Origin of the sequence: Curtobacterium sp. MCLR17_055, from assembly GCF_003234305.1 — a bacterium.
Classification (GTDB): domain Bacteria; phylum Actinomycetota; class Actinomycetes; order Actinomycetales; family Microbacteriaceae; genus Curtobacterium; species Curtobacterium flaccumfaciens.
Genome location: NZ_QKSX01000015.1, coordinates 85,098 through 106,867 on the forward strand (window position 1 = coordinate 85,098; position 21,770 = coordinate 106,867).

The 21,770-nt window shown below is 71.0% G+C and carries 16 protein-coding genes and 1 pseudogene; 15 read left to right on the top strand and 2 right to left on the bottom strand.

Annotated features, from left to right (window positions below; all coding sequences use genetic code 11):
* Nucleotides 1-85 precede the first annotated feature (85 nt).
* The 13 genes and pseudogenes from DEJ09_RS13705 to holA all read left to right on the top strand — a co-directional run bounded on the left by DEJ09_RS13705 (nucleotide 86) and on the right by holA (nucleotide 17,258).
* Nucleotides 86-733 carry a TetR/AcrR family transcriptional regulator gene (locus DEJ09_RS13705; protein ID WP_111088944.1) on the top strand — a complete coding sequence of 216 codons (648 nt, stop codon included), beginning with the start codon at nucleotides 86-88 and terminating at the stop codon, nucleotides 731-733.
* A gap of 229 nt (nucleotides 734-962) precedes the next feature.
* On the top strand, nucleotides 963-1,889 hold the full coding sequence (locus DEJ09_RS13710) for an ABC transporter ATP-binding protein (protein ID WP_027465271.1): 927 nt from the start codon (nucleotides 963-965) through the stop codon (nucleotides 1,887-1,889).
* On the top strand, nucleotides 1,886-2,602 hold the full coding sequence (locus DEJ09_RS13715) for an ABC transporter permease (RefSeq protein WP_110864634.1): 717 nt from the start codon (nucleotides 1,886-1,888) through the stop codon (nucleotides 2,600-2,602). Before DEJ09_RS13710 ends, DEJ09_RS13715 begins: the two co-directional genes overlap by 4 nt.
* Nucleotides 2,599-3,327 (top strand): ABC transporter permease, encoded by a 729-nt coding sequence (locus tag DEJ09_RS13720; protein WP_071405717.1) that lies wholly within the window; start codon nucleotides 2,599-2,601, stop codon nucleotides 3,325-3,327. The genes DEJ09_RS13715 and DEJ09_RS13720 overlap by 4 nt, the downstream gene beginning before the upstream one ends.
* On the top strand, nucleotides 3,324-4,247 hold the full coding sequence (locus DEJ09_RS13725) for an ABC transporter substrate-binding protein (RefSeq protein ID WP_110864635.1): 924 nt from the start codon (nucleotides 3,324-3,326) through the stop codon (nucleotides 4,245-4,247). Before DEJ09_RS13720 ends, DEJ09_RS13725 begins: the two co-directional genes overlap by 4 nt.
* 273 nt (nucleotides 4,248-4,520) lie before the next feature.
* Nucleotides 4,521-5,933, top strand: coding sequence for a cytochrome ubiquinol oxidase subunit I (locus DEJ09_RS13730; protein ID WP_111088945.1), 1,413 nt, complete (start codon nucleotides 4,521-4,523; stop codon nucleotides 5,931-5,933).
* A 16-nt stretch (nucleotides 5,934-5,949) separates the two neighbouring features.
* Nucleotides 5,950-6,954 carry a cytochrome d ubiquinol oxidase subunit II gene (cydB, locus tag DEJ09_RS13735; RefSeq protein WP_110864636.1) on the top strand — a complete coding sequence of 335 codons (1,005 nt, stop codon included), beginning with the start codon at nucleotides 5,950-5,952 and terminating at the stop codon, nucleotides 6,952-6,954.
* 10 nt (nucleotides 6,955-6,964) lie between these two features.
* A complete protein-coding gene (cydD, locus tag DEJ09_RS13740; RefSeq protein ID WP_111088946.1) occupies nucleotides 6,965-8,662 on the top strand; it encodes a thiol reductant ABC exporter subunit CydD in 1,698 nt (565 codons plus the stop codon).
* On the top strand, nucleotides 8,659-10,347 hold the full coding sequence (gene cydC, locus DEJ09_RS13745) for a thiol reductant ABC exporter subunit CydC (RefSeq protein ID WP_111088947.1): 1,689 nt from the start codon (nucleotides 8,659-8,661) through the stop codon (nucleotides 10,345-10,347). The genes cydD and cydC overlap by 4 nt, the downstream gene beginning before the upstream one ends.
* Before the next feature lie 50 nt (nucleotides 10,348-10,397).
* Nucleotides 10,398-12,959, top strand: coding sequence for a leucine--tRNA ligase (leuS, locus tag DEJ09_RS13750; protein ID WP_111088948.1), 2,562 nt, complete (start codon nucleotides 10,398-10,400; stop codon nucleotides 12,957-12,959).
* A 107-nt stretch (nucleotides 12,960-13,066) separates the two neighbouring features.
* Entirely contained in the window at nucleotides 13,067-13,822 is a 756-nt protein-coding gene (locus DEJ09_RS13755) for a ComEA family DNA-binding protein (RefSeq protein ID WP_111088949.1), read from the top strand.
* 720 nt (nucleotides 13,823-14,542) lie between these two features.
* Nucleotides 14,543-15,568 (top strand): annotated as a pseudogene (locus DEJ09_RS18520) (ComEC/Rec2 family competence protein); the annotation flags it as partial.
* A 670-nt stretch (nucleotides 15,569-16,238) separates the two neighbouring features.
* Nucleotides 16,239-17,258 (top strand): DNA polymerase III subunit delta, encoded by a 1,020-nt coding sequence (gene holA, locus DEJ09_RS13770; protein ID WP_027465301.1) that lies wholly within the window; start codon nucleotides 16,239-16,241, stop codon nucleotides 17,256-17,258.
* 179 nt (nucleotides 17,259-17,437) lie between these two features.
* Here holA and rpsT read toward each other — a convergent pair whose 3' ends face one another.
* On the bottom strand, nucleotides 17,438-17,698 hold the full coding sequence (rpsT, locus tag DEJ09_RS13775) for a 30S ribosomal protein S20 (protein WP_017886662.1): 261 nt from the start codon (nucleotides 17,696-17,698) through the stop codon (nucleotides 17,438-17,440).
* Between the two features lie 222 nt (nucleotides 17,699-17,920).
* Between rpsT and DEJ09_RS13780 the strand changes: the two genes are divergently transcribed.
* Both DEJ09_RS13780 and lepA read left to right on the top strand, forming a co-directional pair.
* The gene (locus tag DEJ09_RS13780; RefSeq protein ID WP_111088951.1) at nucleotides 17,921-19,087 is read left to right on the top strand and encodes a pyridoxal phosphate-dependent aminotransferase; all 1,167 of its coding nucleotides are present in this window, start codon (nucleotides 17,921-17,923) and stop codon (nucleotides 19,085-19,087) included.
* 291 nt (nucleotides 19,088-19,378) lie between these two features.
* Nucleotides 19,379-21,226: a translation elongation factor 4 gene (lepA, locus tag DEJ09_RS13785; protein ID WP_017886664.1), complete on the top strand. Its 1,848-nt coding sequence runs from the start codon at nucleotides 19,379-19,381 to the stop codon at nucleotides 21,224-21,226.
* Nucleotides 21,227-21,233: 7 nt separating this feature from the next.
* Here the strand turns inward: lepA and DEJ09_RS13790 are convergent, their stop codons facing one another.
* Complete coding sequence (locus DEJ09_RS13790; RefSeq protein WP_111088952.1) at nucleotides 21,234-21,647, bottom strand: hypothetical protein; 414 nt, start codon at nucleotides 21,645-21,647, stop codon at nucleotides 21,234-21,236.
* Nucleotides 21,648-21,770: the final 123 nt, after the last annotated feature.

Below are 21,770 nucleotides of genomic sequence, written 5' to 3' on the forward strand. Positions count from 1 at the left end.
GAGTCGCAGCCACGTTCCAGGTGCGTTCTGCGAAAGTTGTCCCCGTCACACCAACCAACCGCGCTGGAGCGCAAGAGGAGAACACGTGCTCGTCACCGAGGTAACGAACGCTCTGCCGGGGGGATCATCACTGCTCAGGAACGAGCCGGTCCAAGCCCGCAGTTCGGCGCGCCTCGCCGGCCTCCTCGACGCCGCAGCCGCGGTGATCGACGAGATCGGGTTCGAACGGCTCACGACCGCCATGGTCGCCGAGCGCGCGGGGGCGTCGATCGGCACCGTCTACCGGTACTTCCCGGACCGCATCGCCGTGGTCGAGGCACTCGCGATCCGCTGCACCCAGCGGCTCGCCGCCCGCTTCGTCGAGGCGCTCGACGCCAGTGGCGCCGAGACCTGGCAGGACGCCAACGACGCGCTCATCGACATGACCGCAGAGATGTACCGCACCGAGCCCGGCTTCCGGGCCATCCGCTTCGGCGACCCGGCGGACACCGGAACGGGCGACGCGGAGGACCGCATGGGTGCGCTCGGCGCGGCCGTCGGCCAGATCATGCGCGACCGTTTCGGTCTGCCGGACGACGAGCGCATCACCCGCGCGTGGGTCGTCCTCGCCGAGTCCGGCCACGCGGTGCTGGCGCGGGCGCACCGCGACCGCGAGCAGCCCGACACGGAGCTGATCGAGGAGTACCGCCGGATGAACCGTGCGCACCTGGAATCGGTGATCGCCGCTTCCTGACCGTCCCGTCGAACCGGCGCGACACGCCGGAGACCGAACCGATCCGCCCGCGCCTCCGAACACCGAGGCGCGGGCGTCGTCGTCCCCGCCGATCCCGTGGTGCCCGTCGGCATCCCCACCGACCTGTGCACCGCCGCGGGTCCGTCACGGATCGTCACAGCGAACCGATGTCGGCACCCCCGGGTACTCTCATCCGGAGTCGGGCTACCTCCGAACAGAAGGGCACCCCATGATCGAGTTCCGCTCGGTGCGCAAGACCTACCCGGACGGCACGACTGCGGTCGAGCACTTCGATCTGGTCATCCCGTCCCGGACCACCACCGTCTTCGTCGGATCCAGCGGCTGTGGCAAGACCACGCTGCTCCGCATGATCAACCGCATGGTCGACCCCACTTCCGGAACCGTTGAGATCGACGGCTCGGACGTCGCCGGGATCAACCCCGTCGAGCTCCGTCGCCACATCGGCTACGTCATGCAGAACTCCGGGCTGCTGCCGCACCGCAAGGTCGTCGACAACATCGCGACCGTCCCGCTGCTGACCGGCGTCTCCAAGGCCGACGCTCGCAAGCGCGCCCTCGAGCTCATGGACACCGTCGGACTCGACCGTGCCTTCGCCGACCGGTACCCGTCACAGCTGTCCGGCGGCCAGCAGCAGCGCGTCGGTGTGGCCCGCGGGCTGGCCGTCGACCCGAACATCCTGCTCATGGACGAGCCGTTCGGTGCGGTGGACCCGCTGGTGCGCAACGACCTGCAGGACGAGCTCATCCGCCTGCAGCGCGAACTCGGCAAGACCGTCGTGTTCGTGACGCACGACATCGACGAGGCGTTCAAGCTCGGCGACCAGGTCGTCATCCTCAAGAAGGGCGGCGAGATCGCCCAGCAGGGGACGCCGGCCGAGATCCTCGCCGCACCCGCCGACGACTTCGTCGCCACGTTCATCGGCGCCGGCCGCGGGCGCCGCGCGCTCCGCGTCGAGCAGACCCCGACCGGTCCGATCGTCGTCGACGGTGAAGGCCGTGCAGCGGGCGTGCTGACGGGCCCCGTCGGGGTCGTCGACGCCGCCGAGGCCGTTCCGCAGTCCGACTCCCGAGCAGCAGAGGCCGGAGCGTCCCACGACGCACCGGGTGCTCCGGCGCAGGGTGGGGGCACCCGGTGAAGTGGGTGCTGGCGAACCTCGACACGATCTGGGACAACACGGTCTCCCACCTCGCGATCGCGATCCCGCCGATCATCGTCGCGTTCCTGCTGTCGATCCCGATCGGGTGGCTGGTGGTCCGGCTGCAGCGCCCCGGTGGGTCGCGCTTCGCATCGGGTGTGGGCAGCAGCATCGTGACCCTCGCCGGTCTGCTCTACGCCATCCCGTCGCTCGCCCTGTTCGTGGCGCTCCCGAGCATCATCGGCACCGGCCTGCAGAGCCCGATCAACGTCGTCATCGGTCTGACGCTGTACGGCCTCGCGCTGATGGTCCGTTCCACGGTCGACGGGCTGACCTCGGTCGACTCCGAGACCAAGTCCGCGTCGACCGCCATGGGCTACTCGCCAGCGCAGCGGTTCTTCCGTGTTGAGCTCCCGCTCGCCGGTCCGGTCCTGCTGGCCGGCCTCCGGGTGGTCTCGGTCTCCACGATCTCGCTGACCACGGTCGGCGCGGTCCTCGGCATCCCGAGTCTCGGCCTGCTGTTCACCGACGGCCTGGGGCGCGGGATCTACGAGGAGATCCTCTCCGGCATCGTGATGGTGCTCGTGCTCGCCTTCGCCCTCGACGGCCTCCTCGTGCTGCTCGGGCGCCTGGTCATGCCGTGGACCCGGACGAACTCGGTGTCACGCCGACAGGCTCGCCGAGTCCTGCAAGCAGCGGAGGTCTCCTCGTGATCATCGGTCAGGCCTTCGCGTGGGTGTTCGACCCCACGAACTACGGCGGGTACAACGGCATCCCCACGCGCCTCTGGGAGCACGTCTGGATCACCCTGCTCGCGGTGCTCATCGCCGCGGTCATCGCTGTGCCGGTCGGGTACGCGATCGGCCACACCCGCCGTGCTCGTGGCTTCTCGATCGCGGTGTCCGGCGGGGTGCGGGCGCTCCCGACGCTCGGCGTGCTCTCGCTGTTCGGGCTGCTGCTCGGCATCGGGCTGCAGGCTCCCTTGCTCGCCCTCGTCATCCTGGCGATCCCGTCGGTGCTCGCCGGTGCGTACTCCGGCATCGAGTCCGTCGACCCGGGGGTCGTCGACGCCGCGAAGGCCCAGGGCATGACCGGCTGGCAGATCCTGTGGAAGGTCGAGATCCCGCTCGGGCTCCCGCTCCTGATCGGTGGCATCCGCGCCGCGGTGCTGCAGGTCGTCGCGACGGCCACGCTCGCCGCGTACGTCGGGGCCGGTGGCCTCGGCGGGTACTTCTTCCTCGGCCTGAAGACCCAGGACTACGCCGAGATGCTCGGCGCCTCCATCCTCGTGATCGCCCTCGCGATCGCGTTCGAGATCGTGTTCGCCGTGCTGCAGCGGGCGGCGGTGCCGAAGGGCACCGCGGACCCGTCGGCCCGACAGCGTCAGGGGTCGCGTGAGCGAGCCCGCAATCCACTCCCGGAAGGAAATCCCTCGTGATCACAGCACCCAAGATCCGCGCCGGTGTCGCCGCCGCGATGGCGGTCGGCGTCGTCGCCGCCCTCGCCGGCTGCGCGTCGAGCGACCCGCTCGACAGCGGCTCCAGCGACTCGTCCGACTCGAAGACCATCGTCGTCGGCTCGCAGCAGTACTACTCGAACGAGATCATCGCCGAGCTGTACGCCCAGGTCCTCGAGAAGGACGGCTTCGACGTGAAGCGCAACTTCAACATCGGGCAGCGTGAGGTCTACATCCCGCAGCTCGAGAAGGGCGCCATCGACGTCATGCCCGAGTACAGCGGCAACCTGCTGCAGTACTTCGACAAGGACTCGGACGCGAAGACCGCCGACCAGATCGACGACGGGCTCGACACGGCCCTGCCGAAGGGCCTCCGGGTCCTCGACGAGGCCGACGCGACCGACCAGGACAGCTACACCGTCACGAAGAAGTTCTCCGAGGACAACGACGTCACGAGCCTGGCCGACCTGAAGAACGTCGACGAGAAGCTCACCGTGGGCGCCAACTCCGAGAACCAGACGCGGCCGTACGGCCCGAAGGGGCTCAAGTCGGTCTACGGCGTCGACGTCGACTTCAAGGCGATCGAGGACGGCGGCGGTGCCCTGACCGTCAAGGCGCTCAAGGACGACACCGTCCAGCTGGCCGACATCTACACGGCCGACCCGAGCATCAAGGCGAACGGCTTCGTCACGCTGAAGGACCCGGAGAACCTGATCCTGCCGCAGAACGTCGTGCCGGTCGTCTCGAAGAAGGTCAACGAGAAGGCTGCGGACGCGATCGACTCGGTCAACGAGAAGCTCACGACCGAGGCCCTGATCGAGCTCAACACCAAGAGCACGGCCGACAAGGAGAAGGCGTCCACCATCGCCGAGGACTGGCTCAAGGCCGAGGGTCTGCTGTAACCACAGCCCTCCGAACAAAGCGACAGGCGTCGGGTGTCCACCCGGCGCCTGTCGTCGTTCGTGGAGCAGGCAGCGCGAACATCTGTGCCGCACGGTTGTGCCGTGCAGGGGCCGTGCACGTTTGTGCAGAGACTGGTTCTACAAGTTGTCGAAGTGGAGTCCATAGCGATAGCGTTGGGGTGTCCCAAGGGCTGTGACACCTGATGTATCCGTTCCACAGGAAGCAACTGACGTGCACGAACAGCGCGCGGCCACCCGTCTCGGAATCGCCGCATGAACGACCTCCTCGATCCGCTCCTCCTGTCGCGGTGGCAGTTCGGTCTGACGACCATCTACCACTTCCTCTTCGTCCCGCTGACGATCGGCATGGCAGCCGTGGTGGCCGTGTTCCAGACCGCCTGGTACCGGACCGGCCGCGCGCACTACCTGCAGCTGACGCGGTTCTTCGGGCGGATCTTCCTGATCAACTTCGCGATGGGTGTCGTGACGGGCATCGTGCAGGAGTTCCAGTTCGGCATGAACTGGTCGAACTACTCGCGCTTCGTCGGTGACGTCTTCGGCGCACCGCTCGCGCTCGAGGGGATCCTGGCGTTCTTCTTCGAAGCGGCCTTCATCGGCATCTGGATCTTCGGCTGGGACCGCCTGCCCAAGGGCCTGCACCTGGCGAGCATCTGGTGCGTGAGCGCCGGCACGATCATGTCGGCGTACTTCATCATCGCCGCGAACGCGTTCATGCAGCACCCGGTCGGCTTCGCGATGAACGAGGCCAAGGGCCGTGCGGAGCTCACCGACATCTGGGCGGTGCTCGGCAACAAGGTCGCCCTGGCCGCGTTCCCGCACACGCTCTTCGCCTGCTTCATGGTCGCCGCGGCGGTCATCATCTCGGTCGCGGCCTACCACCTGGCCCGCAACCAGAACCTCGAGACGATGATGCCGGCGCTCAAGTTCGGCATGTGGACCATGCTCGCGGCCGGCGCGCTGACCGTCCTGACCGGCGACCAGCTCGGCCTGACGATGGTCGACACGCAGCCGATGAAGATGGCGGCGGCCGAGGCGCTGTACAACACCGCGACCGGCAAGGACGCCTCGTTCTCGATCTTCACGCTCGGCACGCCCGACGGCGTGCACGAGCTGTTCTCGATCCGGGTGCCGTACCTGCTGTCGTTCCTGTCGACGCACACGTTCAACGGCACGGTCGAGGGCATCAACGACCTGCAGGCGCAGTACATGCAGGTGTACGGCCCCGGCGACTACAAGCCGATCATCTGGGTCACCTACTGGTCGTTCCGCTGGATGATCGCCCTCGGCGTCGGCGCGGTCATGGTCTCGCTGGTCGGGCTGTGGCTGACCCGCAAGGGCCGGTTCCCGACGCAGCGCTGGGTGTGGCGCATCGCCACCTGGACGGTGCCGCTGCCGATGGCCGCGATGATCGTCGGTTGGGTCTTCACCGAGATGGGCCGCCAGCCGTGGCTCGTGTTCGGGCTGCTCCAGACGAAGGACGGTGTGTCGCCGAACGTGACCGGGCTCGAGGTCCTCATCTCGCTGCTGGTCTTCACCCTGATCTACGGCTCGCTGGCCGTCGTCGAGTTCAAGCTCATCAAGAAGGTCGCGCAAGAGGGGCCCGCCGACCCGGACGAGGTCGACGAGGAGACCGGCGAGGTCAAGCACGAAGTGACGGTCTACTAGAAATGGACGCTGCCTGATGGATCTCCCCGTTCTCTGGTTCGCGATCGTCGGCGTCTTCTTCGTCGGCTACTTCGTCCTCGACGGATTCGACTTCGGTGTCGGCATGTCCCTGCCGTTCCTCGGCAAGGACGACACCGACCGTCGGGTCCTGATCAACACCATCGGCCCGGTCTGGGACCTCAACGAGACCTGGGTCATCGTCGCCGGGGCGTGCCTGTTCGCGGCGTTCCCGGAGTGGTACGCCACGATGTTCTCCGGCTTCTACCTGGCGCTGCTGCTCATCCTCGCTGCACTCATCCTGCGAGGGGTGTCGTTCGAGTACCGGCACCAGAACAAACACCTCGAGTGGAAGCGCCGCTTCGACCTGATGATCATCGTCGGCAGTGCGGTGCCGTCGTTCCTGTGGGGCGTCGCGTTCGGCAACGTCGTCCGTGGCATCCCGATGGACGCCGGGCACAACTACACCGGCACGATCTTCGACCTGCTCAACCCGTTCGCGCTGTTGACCGGCGCCGCGACGCTGCTGGTGTTCTTCACCCACGGGGTCGTCTTCGTCGCACTGAAGACCGAGGGCGACATCCGCGTCCGCGCCAAGCGCCTGGCGACCCGTGCGGGCATCGTCACGATCGTCGTCGGCGCCGCGTTCCTGGTGTCGATGGCCTTCGTCCGGGCCACCCCGGCCTCGCTGGTGCTCTCCGTGGTCGCCGCCCTGGCCCTGGTGCTCGCCGTGCTCTGCAACGCCTGGGGCAAGGAGGGGCGTGCCTTCACCCTGATGGCGGTCACCATCGCCGCGATCGTGCTCGCGATGTTCACGGCGATCTTCCCCGACGTGATGCCGGCCTCGAACGACGTCGCCAACAGCCTGAACGTGTACAACGCCTCGTCCGGGTCGTACACGCTGACCGTGATGAGCTGGGTCGCGCTGATCTTCGTGCCCCTGGTCTTCGCGTACCAGGCCTGGACCTACTGGGTGTTCCGCAAGCGCGTCTCCCGCGCCCACGTCACCGCGGCCGCGCACTAGGCGGACGACGATGAAGCCCCTCGACCCCCGACTCCTGCGGTTGTCCCGGACGGCGCGCGGCTTCATCGTCGCCGCCGCCGGCACGGGTGTCCTCCGCACGCTCGCGACCATCGCGATCGCGTGGGGGATCGCCGCGGCCGTCACCCTCGGGGTCGACGCCGTCGGCGACGGCACGGTGCCGGCGGCGTTCGGGCAGGCGCTCGCGCTGCTCGGCGGGGCGTTCGTCCTGCGTGCGGTGGCCGCGTGGGCGACCGACGACCTGGCGGCACGCGCAGCGGCGAAGGTGAAGAGCGAGATGCGCACGACGGTGCTCGCCCGCGCCGCCGAGCGCGGTCCGTCGTGGCTCGCGGGCCGGTCGAGCGCCGGCTTCGCCACCACGCTCGGCCCCGGGCTCGACGCACTCGACGCCTACTTCGGCCGGTACCTGCCGCAGCTCGCGCTCACCGCGATCGCGACGCCGATGCTCCTGGTCGCGATCGGCCTGGGCGACCTGACGAGCGGGCTGATCATCCTGTTCGCCCTGCCCGTGATCCCGGTCTTCATGATCCTGATCGGCCTGGCCACGCAGTCGCTGCAGCGGAAGCAGTCGGACGCCCTCGCGAAGCTGGGTGGTGCCTTCACCGAGGCCGTCGAGGGGCTCGCCACGCTCAAGGTCTTCGGCCGTGCGCGCCGCCAGGTCGGTCGCATCGGGGCGGTCACCGACGAGTACCGCCGCGGCACGATCGGCGTCCTCCGGCTGTCCTTCGTGAGCGGCTTCGCGCTCGAGCTCGCCGCGAGTCTGTCCGTCGCACTGGTCGCCGTCTCGATCGGCATCCGCCTGGTGGACGGCTCGCTCGGCCTCGGTGCCGCGATGTTCGTGCTCGTGCTGGCACCGGAGGCCTTCGCCCCGATCCGCCAGGTCGGCGCCGACTTCCACGCCGCCCAGGACGGCGTCGAGGCCTCGGCCGCGGTGCTCGACGTGCTGGCCGACGACGACGGTGACGCCCCGGCCCCCGGCCGCAGCAGCCGGAGCCAAAGCGGCGGGAGCGGGACCGACGGCGCCGACACGGACGCCGTCACACTCGCCACCGCCCTGGACGTCCTCGGGCTCACCGTCCGCCGACCCGACGTCGTGATCGGGCCGTTCGACCTGCACGCCGAGCCCTGCACCGTCGTCGTGCTGGCCGGCCCGAGCGGTTCCGGCAAGTCGAGCATCATCGCCGCACTCCGCGGCGTCCTGCCGCACGACGGCGTCGTCACCGTGCCCGGCCCGGCCGATGCCTCCGTCGCCGAGCGCACCACCTGGGCCGACCAGCGGCCGCGTCTCGTCCGCGGGACGATCGCCGAGAACGTCGCGCTCAGCGCGACCCCCGACGACGCCGACGTGCGCACCGCCCTGGGCGACGCGGGGCTGGGACTCGACCCGGGCCTCCCGGTCGGCGCCGGTGGCAGCGGACTGTCCGGCGGCCAGGCACAGCGTGTCGCCGTCGCCCGCGCGCTGTACCGCGCACGCCGCGCCGCCACGCCCCTCGTGCTGCTCGACGAGCCGACGTCCGCGCTGGACGCCGAGGCCGAGGAACGCGTCATCGCGGCCGCCCGTGCCCTGGCGGCCGACGGCGCCGTCGTCGTGGTCGCCAGCCACCGACCCGCGGTCGTCGCCGCGGCGGACGTCCGCGTGGACGTCGGCGCCGGCGGGTCCGTGACGGTCCGCAGGGGGGTGCGCGCATGAGCCGGGAGGCCCGTGGCGGCTCCGTCCTACGGCTCGCGATGCCGCACGGGTCGGGTTGGGCGAAGGCGGTCGCCGCCGGGTCGCTCAGCGCGGTCTGCGCCGTCGCGCTCCTCGCCGCGAGCGGCTACCTGATCACCCGTGCCGCCGAGCACCCGCCGATCCTGTACCTGACGCTCGTGATGGTCGGCGTGCGTGCCTTCGCGCTGGGGCGTGCCGTGCTCCGGTACGTCGACCGGCTCGCCGGGCACGACGCGTCCTTCCGGCAACTGGCCGTGGTGCGGACGGAGATGTACCGGCGGCTGGCGTCGATCGCGCCCGCCGGACTCGGGCGGACCGGACGCGGCGACCTCATGACGCGCCTGGTGACCGACACCGACCGGCTGCAGGACCTGCCGATCCGCGTCGTCGGGCCGCTCGTCTCCGCCGGGGTCGTCGCGGTGCTGTCGGTCGTCGCCGTGGCGCTCGTGTCGGTACCGGCGGCGCTCGTACTCGTCCTCGCGCTGGCGGTCGCGGCCCTGGTCGGCACGATCGTCACCCGGGCGATCGCCGAGCGCTCGGACCGCGAGACCGCCGCCGACCGGGGTCGCGTCGCGGACCTGGTGCTCGACACCGTCCGGACGCTCGACGTCTTCGCCGCCTACGGCACCCTCGACGAGCGGCTCGCGCACATCGCCCGGCTCGACGCGGGGGTCACCCGGGCCGTCCGCCGCCGTGGCACGGTCGAGTCGCTCGTCGGTGCACTCGTCGGCCTGGTCGGTGGCGGTGCGGTGATCGGGATCCTCGCCGTCGGTGCCCCCGCCGTGGTGTCCGGTGCGCTCGACGGTCCGCTCTGGGCACTGGCGGTCTTCGTGCCGCTGGCGCTCTTCGAGGTCGTCGGGACCGTCCCGCTCGCCGTCCTGACGCTCCGCCGGGTGCGTGCTGCGGCCGAACGGGTCGAGCAGGTCGTGCCCGCCGAGGTGCCCGTCGGCATCGTCCCCGAGCCCGACGAGCACGCCGACCCGGCGTCGCTCGTGGTCGAGGGGCCGGTCACGCTCGCCGTGCAGGACCTGACCGTCCGCTGGCCTGGTGCTGCCGAGCGTGCAGTCGACGGGGTCTCGTTCACGCTCGCCCCCGGCGAGGTCGTCGTGCTCGAGGGGCCGAGCGGTGCCGGCAAGTCGACCCTGGTCGACGCGCTCGTCCGGTTCGTGGAGCACGAGGGTTCCTACACGCTCGACGGCGTCGAGGCGAAGGCGATGCACCCCGATGCGGTGCGGGCCCGGGTCGGCCTGATCGAACAGGACCCGTTCGTGTTCGACCAGTCGGTGCGGCAGAACCTGCTCTTCGCCCGCGAGACCGCGACCGACGAGGAACTGCTCGCCGTGCTCGACCGGGTCGGCCTGGGGGAGTGGGTCGTCCGGCGGGGCGGGCTGGACGCCTCGGTCGGGGAACGCGGCGTGCTCGTCTCCGGCGGCCAGGCGCACCGGCTCGCGCTCGCCCGCGCACTGCTGCACGCGTTCCCGGTGCTGGTGCTCGACGAACCGACCGCAGACGTCGACCCGGACCTCGGTGACACCGTGCTGCGTGACCTCGTCACCACGGCCCGCGCAGCGGGCCGGACGGTCGTCATCGTCTCGCACGTCCCGGTGGCGCCGGACCTGGTCGACCGCACCCTGCGGATGCGGGACGGACGCCTGCTCGCCGGGTGAGCCGACAGGCGGACGCGGGACGGGCCTCCCGGCTTGTATCGTTGACGACCGTGACCACCGAGCAGCACGCCGAGGACCCGAACGCCTACGACTTCCGTCGTATCCAGGAGAAGTGGCAGCCCCGCTGGGAAGAGCTCGGGCTCTTCACCACCGACCTCGACGACACCCGTCCGCGCAAGTACATCCTCGAGATGTTCCCGTACCCGTCCGGCGACCTGCACATGGGGCACGCCGAGAACTGGGCGCTCGGGGACTTCGTCGCGCGCTACTGGCGTCAGCAGGGCTTCAACGTGCTGCACCCGATCGGTTGGGACTCCTTCGGGCTGCCCGCCGAGAACGCGGCGATCAAGCGCGGGGTGGACCCGAAGGACTGGACCTACGCGAACATCGAGCAGCAAAAGGCGTCCTTCAAGCGCTATGCGCCGTCGTTCGACTGGACCACCGAGATCCACACCTCGGACCCCGAGTACTACAAGTGGAACCAGTGGCTGTTCCTGAAGATGTACGAGAAGGGCCTGGCGTACCGCAAGGACAGCTGGGTCAACTGGGACCCGGTGGACCAGACCGTGCTCGCGAACGAGCAGGTCCTGCCCGATGGCACCTCGGACCGCTCCGGCGCCGTCGTCGTGAAGAAGAAGCTCACGCAGTGGTACTTCAAGATCACCGAGTACGCCGACCGGCTGCTCGACGACCTGAACCAGCTCGAGGGGCGGTGGCCGGCGAAGGTCATCGCGCAGCAGCGCAACTGGATCGGCCGCTCGGTCGGTGCCGACGTCGACTTCGTGATCGAGGGCCGCGACGAGCCCGTCACGGTCTTCACCACCCGCCCGGACACGATCCACGGGGCGACGTTCCTGGTCGTCGCGCCGGACTCCGACCTGGCGGCTGAGCTCGTCGCCGACCCGTCGGTGCCGGCCTCGGTCCGTGACGACTTCGACGCCTACCTGACGGCGACGCAGAAGACGTCCGAGATCGACCGGCAGAACGCCGACCGCCCGAAGACCGGTGTGCCGCTCAGCCGTTCCGCGATCCACCCGCTGACGGGGGAGCGCCTGCCCATCTGGGCCGCCGACTACGTGCTCGCCGACTACGGCCACGGCGCCGTGATGGCCGTGCCCGCGCACGACCAGCGCGACCTCGACTTCGCGCGGGCGTTCGACCTGCCCGTCAAGGTGGTCGTCGACACGAACGCCGCCGTCACCGGCGCGATCCCGGTCATCCCCGAGGGCGCGACGCTCGACGACTTCGACGTGCCGACCCTCGACCCGGTCGCCACCGGCGAAGCGCTGACCGGTCAGGGCCGGATGATCAACTCCGGGCCGCTCGACGGCATGTCGAAGCAGCACGCCATCACCGCTGCCATCGCGCTGCTCGAAGAGCGCGGCACCGGCCGTGCCGCCAAGACCTACCGCCTGCGCGACTGGCTCATCTCGCGCCAGCGCTTCTGGGGCACCCCGATCCCGATCATCCACGGTGCCGACGGCACCGAGCACCCGGTGCCCGAGGACCAGCTGCCGATCGTGCTGCCCGACACCGAGGGGCTCGACCTCAAGCCGAAGGGCACGTCTCCGCTCGGTGGCGCGACCGACTGGGTGAACGTCCCGAACCCCGTCGACGGCACGCCCGCGCTCCGCGACACCGACACGATGGACACCTTCGTCGACTCGTCGTGGTACTTCCTGCGGTTCCTGTCGGCGAACGACGACACCCAGGCGTTCGATCCGGCAGCCGCGCGCCGCTGGGCTCCGGTCGACCAGTACATCGGCGGCATCGAGCACGCGATCCTGCACCTGCTCTACGCCCGCTTCGTCACGAAGGTGCTCTTCGACCTCGGGTACCTCGACTTCACCGAGCCGTTCTCGGCCCTGCTCAACCAGGGCATGGTGCTGTCCGGTGGCTCGAAGATGTCGAAGTCGAAGGGCGGCGTCTCGCTCGGCGACGAGCTCGACGCGAACGGCGTCGACGCGATCCGCCTGGTGATGGGCTTCGCGGGCCCACCGGAGGACGACATCAACTGGGAGGACGTCTCCCCGTCCGCCTCCGCACGCTTCCTGGCGCGGGCGTACCGCCTGGCGCTCGACGTCACGTCCGCACGCGACGTCGTGTGGGCCGACGGCGACCGGGCTCTCCGCCAGGTCACGCACCGGTTCCTCGCCGACGCCCCCGGGATGATGGAGTCGTTCAAGTTCAACGTCGTGATCGCGCGACTGATGGACCTGGTCAACGTCACCCGCAAGGCGATCGACAGCGGCCCCGGTGCCGGTGACCCCGCCGTGCGCGAGGCCGTCGAGACCATCGCGCTCGGGCTGAGCGTCTTCGCGCCGTACACCGGCGAGGAGATGTGGGAGCGGCTGGGCTACGAGGCCACCGTCGCCACGTACGGCTGGCGGAAGGCCGACCCGACGCTGCTCGTGCAGGAGACCCTGACGGCCGTCGTGCAGGTCAACGGCAAGGTGCGTGACTCGTTCGAGGTGTCGAAGTCGATCGAGGCGGACGAGCTCGAGCAGCTCGCACGGTCGTCGGCGAACGTGCAGCGGTACATCGGTGACCGGGAGATCGTGAAGGTGATCGTCCGGGCGCCGAAGCTCGTGAACATCGCCATCAAGGGGTAGCGACCGTCGCTGGCGTCGTCCCTCACAGCAGGGGCGTTCGCGGAACCCGTCCACGGGTGTGACCTCCGGAGCCCGGCCGATCGGCCGGGCTCCGTAGCGTTCGGGGCATGTCGTCCCCGTCGTCTCCCGGACCCTGGTGGTCCCGTCTCGCGCTGTCACCGCGGGCCGCCGTGGTGCTGGCGGCTGTCGTGGTGGTGGTCGCCGTCCTCGTGGTGCTCGTCGGGGCGCTGGTGTCGGGTGGTGGCGAGGGCGCTGGAGGAACGGGCGGGGTCGTCGTGCGTGGGGCGCCGACGGCCGGTGCGGCGTCGGGCGGCCCGTCGCCGTCGGCTGGTGCGTCTGCCGGTGCTGCTCCGTCCGCTCCTGGTGCGGGGCGCGTCGTGGTGCACGTGCTCGGGGCGGTGCGGCGGGGCGGTGTCGTCGAGCTGCCGGCATCGAGCCGGGTCGGTGACGCGCTCGAACGTGCTGGTGGGGCCACCGACGACGCCGACCTCGACCGCCTGAACCTGGCCCGGGTGCTGACGGACGGCGAGCGGTTGTACGTGCCCCGGGTCGGGCAACAGGAGGTACCTGAGGCGCTCGGGCCGGTGGCGGACGGTGCTGCCGCCGGGCCGACTGCCACCGCCGGAGCCGGGAGCGTCGGTGGCTCGGCGGGCACCGGGGGCGAGGGGTCGGCCGTCGTCGACCTGAACACCGCCGACCAGGCCGTGCTCGAGACCCTGCCCGGCATCGGACCGGGGCTGGCCGGCCGGATCATCGCCTGGCGTGACGAGCACGGCCGGTTCACCGCGGCCGAGGACCTGCTCGACGTCAGCGGCATCGGCGACGTGCGCTTCGCCGAGCTCCGCGATCGCGTGCGGGTCTGAGGGGCGACGGTGCAGCTCGCGCCGAGTGCGATCGACCTGCGGGTCGCGGTGCCGATGGCCGTCGCCTGGATCGCGACCACCGTGCTCATCGGCGTGCCCGACGTGGCACCCGTGGTCGGTGGGGCTGCGGCGCTCCTGACCGGCGTCAGCGGGATCGTACTCCGGTGGCGGTGGGGCACCGGGATCGTGGTGGTCGTCGCCGGGCTGCTGCTCGTCGCGGGGGCCCTGACGACGCTGCTCGCGGTGTCGGTCACCGTTGGGGAGTCCAGGCGGGCCCCGGAACCGCTCCGTGCGCTCGTCGCCGGTCCGGGGGCGGGGCGCGTCAACGTCGAGGCGGTGCTGACCCGCGACCTCGTGCCGGGTGACCGCTCCGTCACCGCGACGCTCGTGCGCGCCGACGAGCTCGACGGGCTCCGCGTGCCGATCCGACTCGTCCCCGACCAGCACAGCGGTGCACCGGGTGCCGTGCTGGCAGCCGGTGCCCGGGTCGCCGTGACCGCCGCCGTGCAGCCGGACGAACCCGGATCGGCGACCGCGTTCGTGGCGTTCGCGCGCGGGACGCCGTCGTCGGTGCCGCCCGACGGACTGCTCGGCGCCACCGACACCGCGCGACAGGCCTTCGTGCGGGCCACTGCCGACCTGCCGCAGCCCGGAGCGGCACTGCTGCGCGGACTCGCGATCGGGGACCGCTCCGGCCTCGACCCGATGACCGAGGCAGCGATGGAGACCTCGGCGCTGACGCACCTGACGGCGGTGTCCGGGGCGAACTGCGCGGTGGTCGTCGGCCTCGTCGTGGTCCTCGGCCGTGCCTGCGGGCTACCGAGAGGCCCCCGAGCGGCGGCGGCCGTCGGCGTGCTCCTGGTGTTCGTCGTGCTCGTGCGGCCCGACCCCTCGATCGTCCGGGCGACGGTGATGGCGATCGTGGTGCTCGTCGTGCACCTGGCCGGTCGACCGGTGCGGGGCGTCCCGCTCATCGCCCTCGCCGCGGTCGGCATGCTCGTCGTCGACCCCTGGTTCGCCCGGTCGTTCGCGTTCGCCCTGTCCGTGCTCGCCACGAGCGGGATCGTGGTGCTCGGCCCGCCGCTCACCGAGCTCCTGGCGCGTCGTGTGTGGCCGCCGCTCGCCGCGGCACTCGCGATCCCCGTCGCGGCGCAGGTGGCGTGCTGGCCGGTGACGATCCCGCTGTCGGCGGCGCTCCCGACCTACGCGGTGCCGGCGAACCTGCTGGCGGAGCCGTTCGCGCCGGTCGTCACGGTGGTCGGGCTCGCCGCGTGTGGCCTCGCTCCGGTGTGGCCGGTGGGTGCGCAGGGGCTCGCGGCCGTCGCGTGGGTCCCGGCCGCCGCCGTCGGGGGCATCGCACACGGGGCGGCCGCCCTGCCGTACGCCTCGGCGCCCTGGCCGGCCGGGGTGCTCGGTGTGGCCACCGCCGTGCTCGTGTGCGGCTGCATCGCGGTCGCCGTGCTGGTCCGGGGTCAGCTCGGCTCCCGGCTGCTGCTCGCCGCGGGGGTCGTGGTCGTGGTCGGTGTCGCAGCGGTCACCGTTCCGGTGCTCGTCGTCCGGGGATCGGTGCCGGATGACTGGTCGGTCGCCGCGTGCGACGTCGGGCAGGGGGACGCCGTGCTCCTCCGCGGTGACGACGCCGTCGCGCTCGTGGACACCGGCGACGACGAGGAACGGCTCCGGGCGTGCCTGGACCTGCTCGGGGTCACCCGGATCGACCTGCTCGTCCTGACGCACTTCGACCGCGACCACGTCGGTGCGGTGGATGCTGTGGCCGGCGCCGTCGAGACCGCCCTGGTCGGACCCGTCGGCCGTGCGTCAGACGAACGGGTGGTCGACGACCTCCGGCGTGCCGGTGTCGACGTCCGGACGGCGGACGACCGGGTCTCCGGCACCCTCGGGCCGCTCGCCTGGCGCGTGGTGTGGCCGCTGGTCGGCGACCGTGCCGCCGGCAACGACGCGAGCATCGTGCTGGCCACGGGGCCGGCCGACGGAGACTCCTGTCCGGCGTGCCTGACCGGGGTCTTCCTCGGCGACCTGGGGGAGTCGTCGCAGCGTCGGCTCCGGAACGCCGGGGCGCTGCCGGTGGGGCCGATCGACGTCGTGAAGGTGGCGCACCACGGCTCGGCCGACCAGGACCCGGAGCTCTACCGGGGGCTCGCCGCGCGGGTCGGGCTCATCGGGGTCGGCGCGGACAACACCTACGGACACCCGACGGCATCGGCCCTCGGCATGCTCGAGGCCGCGGGCACGCTGCCGCTCCGCACCGACGAGCTCGGCACCGTGGTGCTCGCCCGGTCCGGCAGCGACGAGGTGCGGGTGTGGACGGAGCGCTCGTCGTCGGCGGCCGCCCGTAGGATCGACGGTGCACCACTCGACCCGGCACCGTCCGGGCCGGCATCACCGGAAGGACCACATGGCCGCCAAGAAGCCCGCGCGCGCCGCAGCGAAGATCGACCAGGTGCCCTGGTCGGGGATCCGTCCGGCGCCCGTCGTGCTCATCACCGGGCCCGAAGCGTTCCTCGCCGACCGCGCCCGCGGTGTGCTGAAGGACCTGCTGCAGGGCGAGGACCCCGCGCTCGAGGTGCACGACCTCGAAGCCGACCAGTACGCCCCCGGGCTCCTCGCCACCCTCGCCAGCCCGTCGCTGTTCGGCGAGCCGCGACTCGTGCAGGTCACGAACGTCGAGAAGTGCACCGACGCCTTCATCACCGAGACGATCTCGTACCTGCAGGCCCCGGCCGACGACGTCACCCTGGTGCTCCGGCACGGGGGTGGTGTGCGCGGCAAGAAGCTCCTCGACACGATCCGCAGCGGTGTCGGCGGCGGGGTCGAGGTGCTGTGCGACGAGCTCAAGCGCGAGACCGACCGCATCGACTTCGTGAACGCCGAGTTCCGCGCCGCACGACGCCGGATCGCGCCCTCCGCCGTCCGCACCCTGGTGACCGCGTTCGCCGACGACCTCGCCGAACTCGCCGCCGCGTGCCGACAGCTCCTGGCGGACGAGGCCGAGGAGATCACCGACAAGGTCGTCGACAAGTACTACGGCGGTCGCGTCGAGACGAACGCGTTCAAGGTCGCCGACATCGCCCTCGCGGGCCGGTCGGCACCGGCGATCGTCGAGCTGCGGCACGCCCTGGCCACCGGCGAGGCACCCGTGCCGATCGTCGCCGCGTTCGCGAGCAAGATCCGCACGATGGCGAAGGTCAGCGCCTTCCGGGGCCCGAGCGGGCAGGCGGCCTCGGCGCTCGGTATGGCGCCGTGGCAGGTGCAGCGCGCGCAGCGTGACGTCGCCGGCTGGAGCGAGTCCGGGCTGGCGAACGCGATCATCAGCATCGCCGAGGCGGACACCGCGGTGAAGGGTGGCTCGCGCGACGCGCACTACGCGCTCGAGGTCATGGTCCGCACCATCGCCCGACGCGGCGAGCCCCGCTGAGGCGAGTCGGGCCTCCCGGCCGTCCCTCGCGCCGGTCGGCCGGCGCTTCGTGAGCAGAAACGGTCGGGTCCGCCCTCGCGACCCGACCGTTCCTGCTCACGAAGCGAACCCAAAGCCCCACACACGACGAAGGCCCCGCACCAACGGTGCGGGGCCTTCGGACCAGAAGGGTCAGGACGTCAGAGCGACGAGACCTTCTTCGCGATGGCCGACTTGCGGTTCGCGGCCTGGTTCTTGTGGATGACACCCTTGCTCACGGCCTTGTCGAGCTTCTTCGACGCGAGGGCCAGGGCGGCAACGGCCTTGTCCTTGTCACCGGCGGCGACGGCGTCGTTGGCACGACGGATGTGCGTCTTGAGCTCCGACTTGTACGCCTTGTTGCGCTCGGTGGCCTTGAGGTTGGTCTTGATGCGCTTGATCTGCGACTTGATGTTCGCCATGAATTGCTCCTGCTCGTCTCGTACGGGTGGGCGCGACCGCAGGGTAGAGGGGCCCTTGGTCGCATCGCGTTCCACCCGTGGGCGGGGAACGCGGAAGCCAGCCACCAACACTACCAGGCAAGCGGGCTGCCACCAAAGCACGAAACACCGCCGGATCGGCGGAAGCCCGCGGCCGACCGCGCCGAAACCCCACGGCAACACGCACCGGATACCGTGACGGACATGCCCTCCCTCGCACCGCGCATCGACACCGTGCCCGCCTCCGGCATCCGGAGGGTCTTCGAGCAGGCAGCCCTGCTGCAGTCGAGCGGCACGGACGTCACGATGCTCGTGATCGGCGAGCCGAACGTCCCGGTGGCGCCGCACATCGGTGAGGCCGCCCGTCGTGCCTGGACCAAGGACCGCACCGGGTACACCCCGAACGGCGGGATCGCGCCCCTCCGCGAAGCCGTCCGCGACAAGCTCCGCCGTGAGAACCGGATCGAGGCCGACCTCGAGCAGATCTGGATGACGATCGGTGCGACGCAGGCGCTGTTCCAGGCGATGACGCTGACGCTGAGCCCGGGCGACGAGGTCCTCGTGCCGGACCCCGGCTATACGACCTTCACGATGAACGCCCACATCATCGGGGCGACCCCGGTGCCGTACCGGCTGGAGCCGCAGCACGGGTTCGAACCCGACCTGCAGGCCCTCGAGGCGAGCGTCACCGAGCGCACCCGGGTCCTGATCGTCAACTCGCCGTCGAACCCGCTCGGCTCGGTCTTCGGCGAGGAGACCCTGCGCGCGCTGCTGGCCTTCGCGAAGCGGCACGACCTCTGGGTCATCAGCGACGAGGTCTACGAGTACTTCACCTACGGCACCCGGCACGTCAGCCTGGCGGCGCTCGACGAGGACGACCGCGTGTTCTCGGCGTTCTCGCTCAGCAAGACGTACGCGATGACCGGCGTCCGCGTCGGCTACCTCGTCACGCCGAAGGGGCTCGGCGCGACGATGCGGACCACGCAGGAGGCCATGATCAGCTGCGTCGCCGAACCCGACCAGTACGCGGCCCTCGCGGCGATCGTGGGGGACCACTCCGCGGTGCGCGACGCCCGGGAGCACTACCGCGCGAACCTCGAGGTCGCGAAGGAGACCCTCGACGCCGCCGGCATCCGGTACCTCGACCCGCGCGGGGCGTTCTACCTGTGGGTCGACATGTCGCACGCCTCCGACGGGGACATCGCCGAGTGGGCGCTGGGGTTCCTGCAGCGCGAGCGGGTCGCCGTCGCACCGGGCAGCGCCTTCGGACGCACCGGCGAGGGCTGGATCCGCGTCTGCCTCGCAGCCACCGCGGATGACCTCCGGCGTGGCCTCGGCGCCCTGCCGGCTCCGGCGCACGCGACCGTCTGACGCGCGGTCCACACGGCCGGGAGGCCCGGTGCCGGTCGGCAGGACGGCGCACGGTGCGTGGTCCTCCACCTGGTGCGAGGCTGCTCGCCCCGTGCCGCGCAGCATCCGGTCACCGGGCGGTCGACTGCGCACGGCCCCGCCGACGTCGCACCGTGCGGCGTCCAGCACGCCGGCGCGAGGGCGCACCAGACGCGCACCGAACGCGCACCGTGCGTGGCGGACGCGCGCCGTGCCTCCAGGTCGGGTGAAGCGTGGGAGACTGTTGCGACCGTCCGACCCACCTGAGGAACCGTGAGCCCACAAGCATCCGCACCGCTGGAGCCCGCAGCGACCCCGGCCGACGCGATCCGCAACTTCTGCATCATCGCGCACATCGACCACGGCAAGTCGACGCTGGCCGACCGCATGCTGTCGATCACCGGCATCGTCGAGGACCGCGCGATGCGTGCGCAGTACCTCGACCGCATGGACATCGAGCGCGAGCGCGGCATCACGATCAAGTCGCAGGCCGTGCGCATGCCGTGGGAACTCGACGGTGAGACCTTCGCGCTGAACATGATCGACACCCCCGGGCACGTCGACTTCTCGTACGAGGTCTCGCGCTCCCTGGCCGCCTGCGAGGGCGCGATCCTGCTCGTCGACGCCGCCCAGGGCATCGAGGCGCAGACGCTCGCGAACCTGTACCTGGCGCTCGAGAACGACCTCGAGATCATCCCGGTCCTCAACAAGATCGACCTGCCGGCGGCCGAACCGGACAAGTACGCCGCCGAGCTCGCACAGCTCATCGGTGGCAAGCCCGAGGACGTCCTCCGGGTGTCCGGCAAGACGGGCGTCGGGGTGCCCGAGCTCCTCGACCTGGTCGTCCGTCGTGTTCCGGCCCCCGTCGGCGACGCCGAAGCGGCGCCCCGCGCGATGATCTTCGACTCGGTCTACGACAGCTACCGCGGCGTCGTCACCTACGTCCGCATGATCGACGGCACCATCTCGCCCCGCGAGAAGGTCCAGATGATGTCGACCAAGTCGACGCACGAGATCCTGGAGATCGGGGTCTCGAGCCCGGAGCCGAAGCCCACGAAGGGGCTGTCCGTCGGCGAGGTGGGCTACCTGATCACCGGTGTGAAGGACGTCCGCCAGTCCAAGGTCGGCGACACCGTCACGAGCGCGCAGAAGCCCGCGACCCAGGCGCTGCCCGGCTACACGGACCCGAAGCCGATGGTGTTCTCGGGCCTGTACCCGATCGACGGCAGCGACTACCCGGTGCTCCGCGAGGCGCTTGACAAGCTCAAGCTCTCCGACGCCGCACTGGTCTACGAGCCGGAGACCTCGGTCGCGCTCGGCTTCGGGTTCCGCTGCGGGTTCCTCGGACTGCTGCACCTCGAGATCATCACGGAGCGGCTGTCCCGCGAGTTCGGCCTCGACCTCATCACCACGGCCCCGAGCGTCATCTACGAGGTCACGACCGAGGACAACGCCGTGACCGAGGTCACGAACCCCTCGGAGTTCCCGACCGGGCGCATCGTCGAGGTCCGCGAGCCGATGGTCCGCGCCGCGATCCTGGCCCCGAAGGACTACGTCGGCGCGATCATGGAGCTCTGCCAGCAGCGCCGCGGCTCCCTGCTCGGCATGGAGTACCTCGGCGAGGACCGCGTCGAGATCCGCTACGAGATGCCCCTCGGCGAGATCGTCTTCGACTTCTTCGACCAGCTGAAGAGCAAGACCCAGGGCTACGCGTCGCTCGACTACGAGCCCACTGGCGACCAGGCCGCCGACCTCGTCAAGGTCGACATCCTGCTGCAGGGCGACCAGGTCGACGCCTTCAGCGCGATCGTGCACCGCGACAAGGCGTACGCCTACGGCACGCTCATGACCGAGCGGCTCCGCAAGCTCATCCCGCGCCAGCAGTTCGAGGTGCCGATCCAGGCTGCCATCGGCGCCCGCATCATCGCCCGCGAGAGCATCCGCGCGATGCGCAAGGACGTCCTGGCGAAGTGCTACGGCGGTGACATCACCCGCAAGCGCAAGCTCCTCGAGAAGCAGAAGGAGGGCAAGAAGCGCATGAAGACCATCGGTCGCGTCGAGGTCCCGCAGGAAGCCTTCATCGCGGCGCTCTCCGGCGACGTCGAAGAGAAGAAGAAGTAGCGCCGGTTCAGCCGGTCCGGCGGGCGTGGGCCCGCAGGGCGGCCAGGCAGAGGGCCGGGAGGCTCGCTGCGGCCAGTCCCGCCAGTGCGGTCCGCAGGATGGCCCAGTGGGCAGCCGCGTCGAAGTCGGTCTGCTCGCCGGAGGCCACCCCGGCGATCACGGCGCCGACCACCATCGCGAGCGTCACGACCGCGAGGGCCAGCGCCAGCCGGCGGCCGCGATCACGCCGCACCGCCGACACCAGCGCAGCACCGAACAGCAGCACCCCGGCACCGGCGCAGCTCGCCCCGACAGCGGCGATGACGTTCGCGGTGTCGAAGCCGTTCCACGACTCGGGGGCGATCGCGGCGGTGGCGTACCGCGCGGGTGACGCTGCGGCCGAGGTCGTCACGTCCACCAGCACCCGGGCGGTCGCCGCCACGCCGAACGCGACGAGCGTGAGCGCGGCGAGGACGGCGGTCCGGCGGGTAGGTCATGAGGTCCGACGCCTGGGTCGCCCCCACCGCGCCGTACGTCAGGGCGGTCCGGTAGCTCCCGCGGATGC